The organism is Pseudomonas sp. 18.1.10, from assembly GCF_024655625.1.
Lineage (GTDB): Bacteria > Pseudomonadota > Gammaproteobacteria > Pseudomonadales > Pseudomonadaceae > Aquipseudomonas.
In genome coordinates this window covers 1-4,373 of record NZ_JANLGL010000332.1, presented here as the reverse complement: position 1 = coordinate 4,373, position 4,373 = coordinate 1, and the positions used below count along the sequence as shown (strand labels likewise).

General features: G+C 58.8%; 5 protein-coding genes. All 5 read right to left on the bottom strand.

Translation table 11 applies throughout. The features are described 5' to 3' along the window. Nucleotides 1–104 precede the first annotated feature (104 nt). The 5 genes from NUV89_RS28020 to NUV89_RS28000 all read right to left on the bottom strand — a co-directional run bounded on the left by NUV89_RS28020 (nucleotide 105) and on the right by NUV89_RS28000 (nucleotide 4,220). Nucleotides 105–566, bottom strand: a complete 462-nt coding sequence (locus NUV89_RS28020; RefSeq protein WP_257783872.1) for a hypothetical protein — start codon at nucleotides 564–566, stop codon at nucleotides 105–107. Between the two features lie 808 nt (nucleotides 567–1,374). Next, nucleotides 1,375–2,307 carry an NAD synthetase gene (locus tag NUV89_RS28015; protein WP_257783871.1) on the bottom strand — a complete coding sequence of 311 codons (933 nt, stop codon included), beginning with the start codon at nucleotides 2,305–2,307 and terminating at the stop codon, nucleotides 1,375–1,377. Nucleotides 2,308–2,527: 220 nt separating this feature from the next. Continuing rightward, nucleotides 2,528–2,929 (bottom strand): DUF4440 domain-containing protein, encoded by a 402-nt coding sequence (locus tag NUV89_RS28010; protein WP_257783870.1) that lies wholly within the window; start codon nucleotides 2,927–2,929, stop codon nucleotides 2,528–2,530. Beyond that, entirely contained in the window at nucleotides 2,929–3,741 is an 813-nt protein-coding gene (locus tag NUV89_RS28005) for an SDR family oxidoreductase (protein ID WP_257783869.1), read from the bottom strand. Before NUV89_RS28005 ends, NUV89_RS28010 begins: the two co-directional genes overlap by 1 nt. 14 nt (nucleotides 3,742–3,755) lie before the next feature. After that, nucleotides 3,756–4,220 carry a multidrug transporter gene (locus tag NUV89_RS28000; protein ID WP_124527405.1) on the bottom strand — a complete coding sequence of 155 codons (465 nt, stop codon included), beginning with the start codon at nucleotides 4,218–4,220 and terminating at the stop codon, nucleotides 3,756–3,758. Between the last annotated feature and the right edge of the window lie 153 nt (nucleotides 4,221–4,373).

Here is a 4,373-nt window from a genome sequence, read left to right as displayed (position 1 = left end):
GGCGGTGGGTCGGCCAATAAATTAGTCGACTGTTACACCGCTTTCGCGAGCAAGCCCGCTCCCACATTTGATCTTTGTTGGTAGTACGGTCTGAGTCAGTCATTTCAGTGAATGAGCGACTCCGAAGCTCTGATTTTGCGTCGGCGCTTGACCCGCAGCATGCTGACGAATCGGCGGTGGTTTCTTGTATGGAGCATCAGTAGGCAGGCCAGGGATTGGAACAAAGGGAATACTGCAAACATAGTCACGGGGTGGTTCCCCAGATAGTCGGCCGAAAGCAAAGCGTTCAAAACGGCGACGCATACGAGTAATGGCGGCCCGAGTCGAAATCCAACTGCCACCAGGGCTAGCCCAATGCACATTGCGAGTAGCAATACCAAACTGGCCACTACCGCGTATTCGCTGGGGAGATAATTTATTCGCGCGTAATACGTCAGGCTATGTGAGAGGTTGCCTGAAATAGCGACCATATTCATGGACACCGCAGTTCCCACAGTGAATACAAAACGTTGGGTGTAACGACGCAATGTTCGTGGCGCTCGCGCGGTGTCGATGTTATTGCTCATGGCTGCCGAACTCCTCGTAAATAGCGATGACAACGTGGTTGATATTTCCTGAAATGCCGCTGCCCGCTATCGCAAACGCGGCGCCCACCTGATCGGCAAGTTGAATGAAAATGTGATGATCGTTCCCACGCTCTGCGTGGGAGTGCCGCCGGTGACGCTCCGCGTCACGCCTTCAAGAGCGGACGCAGAGCGTCCAAGGATGCGTTTCCACGCAGAGCGTGGGAACGATCAAGAAAGGTGTGGGCTAGCTGTGGCGAGGGAGCTTGCTCCCGCTCGACTGCGTAGCAGTCGCCGGCTGTCGGGTTTGGGGGCGCTTCGCACCCCAGCGGGAGCAAGCTCCCTCGCCACACTGAGTCAGTCATTTCAGTGAACGAGCGACTCGGCGGCTCTGGTTTTTCGTCGGCGCTTGACCCGCAGTATGCTGGTGTAGCGACGGTGGTTTTTGGAGTTAAGAATCAAGATATAGAGCAGAGATGTAAACAACGCCGACAAATTGAGCAGTGTCGGAGTGTGACTGCCAAGATAGGCTACTGAGAGCAGAACGTTTGTGATTGCTACGGGGATGAGTATTCGAGGCGCATGTCGGAATCCTTCACTTAGACCAATTTGGCCTATGTAAAAAATCAGGCATAACATCACTCCGGTTCCGAAAGCGGTTTCGTCTGGCACGTGTAAGACTCGGGCGTAATACGAAAGGCTCGTCGACGTGTTGATTGCGATACTGCTTAGGCTAAGCAGCATCGCCCCCCCAAATGACGGTAAAAAGCGATAGGCATAACGACGCCAAATTAGGTACTCCCGAACGGGATCAATGCCGAAATTCATGGTCGTCGAACTCCTCGTACAGTGCGATAACTAACGCGTTGATATTTCCGAAAAGTACGCTGCCTGTGATAGCTAAAGTCGCGCTAATTTGATCCCTTATCTGCGTGATTATGCGCAGTCGTAACTCGGGGTTGCTGTAGCGTCTGGGCAATTGTCCAGCCAACTGCTTCAGACGAATTATTTCGCGGGGATGGCGGGGATTGTTCAGCCGAAGAACTTCGTCCGTTAATTTGGCGCGTTCTTGACGGCTCATGGGTCTCAATATGTCCGTCATCTCGCGCCCGGTCGAACGTTTGATAGCCATCACGGTTCTGACCGTTGCAACGGTGGATGCCCCTGCGCCGACCAATGAAATACCATCCAGAGCAACGGTCATTGCTTGATACCAAGCCAGGGTGTCGTAGTAGTCATTCTTGGCAGGGTTAGTTAACTCGTTACGGGTCCTCCATACACCGTTAAAGCACTGTCCGCCGCTGGCGGCCAGGCCTGCGTATGACACATAGGTCAAGGCGAGGCTTGCGCCGCCACTAAACGGCGCTGCGGCTATGCCTGCCTTTGCGACAACGAAACTAATCACTGCCCCGCCGCAGGAAATAGCCATTCCCGATGCCTCACGCCACAGCTGAGACTCACGAGGTGAACTTGCCACCTGCTGTGCATAGTCTTCAGTAGTAACTGCCTGCTCTACTGTCTCCCGCAAAATCACGCGCTTGGGCCTGACACTGCACAGCGGCACAAACTCCCTCAGCACCGTCACCTGATAATCACTGCCAATATGCACCACCCCAGCCCCGACGATGGCCGGGTCGGCGTCAATGGTTCGATAGAGGGTTGGCAGGTCCAGCAGGCTGGTCAGTCGCTGGCGCGTGGTGGTGTGCGCGGTGGGCACGCCGCTTTGCAGGAAATCCCTTGGCATCCTTTCACCTGTGGGTAGACAGAGGTGAAAGAGCCTGAGGATTGGTTCCTTGAAATGATGTCAGGCCGTTCGCTGTTTCTTGTAGTACCTGGCCCTACGAACCAAACACAAAACTAACCTGTGGGAGCTGGCTTGCCTGCGATAGCGGACTATCAGTTGAAGCATTTGCAGCTGACCCACCGCCATCGCAGGCAAGCCAGCTCCCACATTGTTGACCGTGTCAGGCCTTGATGAAGGTCTCGTGCAGATGGCGCCACAGCAGCGCGCCGCTGGCCTGTTTCTCGAACACCACCGTGGCGCGTCGGTCGGTCCGGGTGCCGCTGTCATCGACCTGATGCTCACGGTAAGTCACCGTCGCCCCACGCGCATGCCGGTCGATCCCGGCCATTTCACTCAAGGTGATCTTCAATCCCGGGCGCATCCCGCCCAAGCGGGTGAACAACGCATTGACCCCAGCCGCATTCACCCGTGTGCCGGTGGCGGGGGCGACCATGCTGAACTCCGGGGAGAAGCGCGCGAGCAGGCTTTGCAAGGTGCCTTCCGGGGCGACGCCGGCGAACCATTGCTCGATCTCGACGTGGGTCTGGATCACTTCTTCAAAAAAATCGCTGTAGTCGATCATTACAAACTCCGTTCCAAGCCAAAGCGCTTCTTCAAGACACTCTCCAATAAACCTTTGGGCAACAACGCCGCCATCAACGGCAACGCCCGGCTGCCATTCCCTGCGCGCAACAGGCGCGGTGGCGTCGGTTGTTGCACGCCCTTGAGCACTTGCGCGGCAAACCGGCTGGCCGGGGTGGGATTGTTCTGCGAGGCCTGGGAGCGCGCGCGGATACCTTCGCGCAACGGCCACCAGGGGGATTTTTCGCTGATTAACAGTTCGGCCTGGGCGCCGGCATTTTTCGCGAAGCGGGTATCGATGGCCCCCGGCTGTACTTCCATCACGCGAATGCCAAACGGTGCCAGTTCCATGCGCAAGGCATCGCTCAAGGCATGTACGGCGGCTTTGGAGGCGCAGTAGGCACCGGCAAATGGCGTGACCAATACGCCGGAAACACTGCCGATGTTCACCACCAGGCCTTTGCTGCGACGCAGGGCCGGGAACAGCGCCTGGGTCACGCCGACGATGGAAAACACATTGGTCTCGAACTGGCGCTGCAGGGCGTCGGTGCCGCCATCGAGCAACGGGCCCATGGCGCCGTAGCCGGCATTGTTGACCAGCACGTCCAGCTCGCCCAGCTGTTCAGCCAGGTGTTGCAGGGCGGCGCTGTCGTTGACGTCCAGTTCGACCGCATTGAAGCCCGCAGCGGCAAGGGCGGCGACATCCTCCGGGCGGCGGGCGCTGGCCCACACGCTGTAGCCGGCGGCTTTGAAGGCGTCAGCCAGGGCGCGGCCGATGCCGCTGGAGCAGCCGGTGATAAGTACGTTGGGCATGGATCAGTCCTTTGTCAGTCCGAGAAGCTGCCTTGCAGGTGCTCGGCACGAAATTCCAGGGTTTGCGGGCGATAACCGGGGCGCAGCGGTGGGGCGGGCAGGCAATCGTCCCAGGTGGCGCCGGCCTGCAACTCGCCGGGGCCGCGGTAGCGCGGGGCGGCGTAGACGTTGTCGGCCAGGTTGACGGTGTCGCCCGGCGCATAGGCGGCGACGCGCCAGCGCAGTTCGGTGAGGGGCACGTCGTTGCCGTTGTTGAGGACCAGTTTCAGCGGGCGGTCAGCCGGGCATTCCTCGGGCGCGTAGGTGATGCGCAGCTCCAGGCGCGCCAGTTGCGAGGCTTCGCGGTTGTCCAGCCAGACCACCCAGATGGCGACGAAACCCAGGCCCACGGCGGCGGCGAGGGACACCGGCAAGGCCTTGGCGGGATAGCGCAGCAGCAGGATCAGCCAGGTGATGATCAGGAGAACGCCGAAGAACATGGAGACCACCTCGAATAGGGAACGAGCATCCTAACTTAAGCGTAGGTGGGATTGGGCGGCTTGAGAGGTAGGTTGATGCGGCTGACGCCTTCGCGAGCAAGCCCGCTCCCACAGGTTGATTGCATTCCAAAGGTTATACGCGGTCAACCCGTG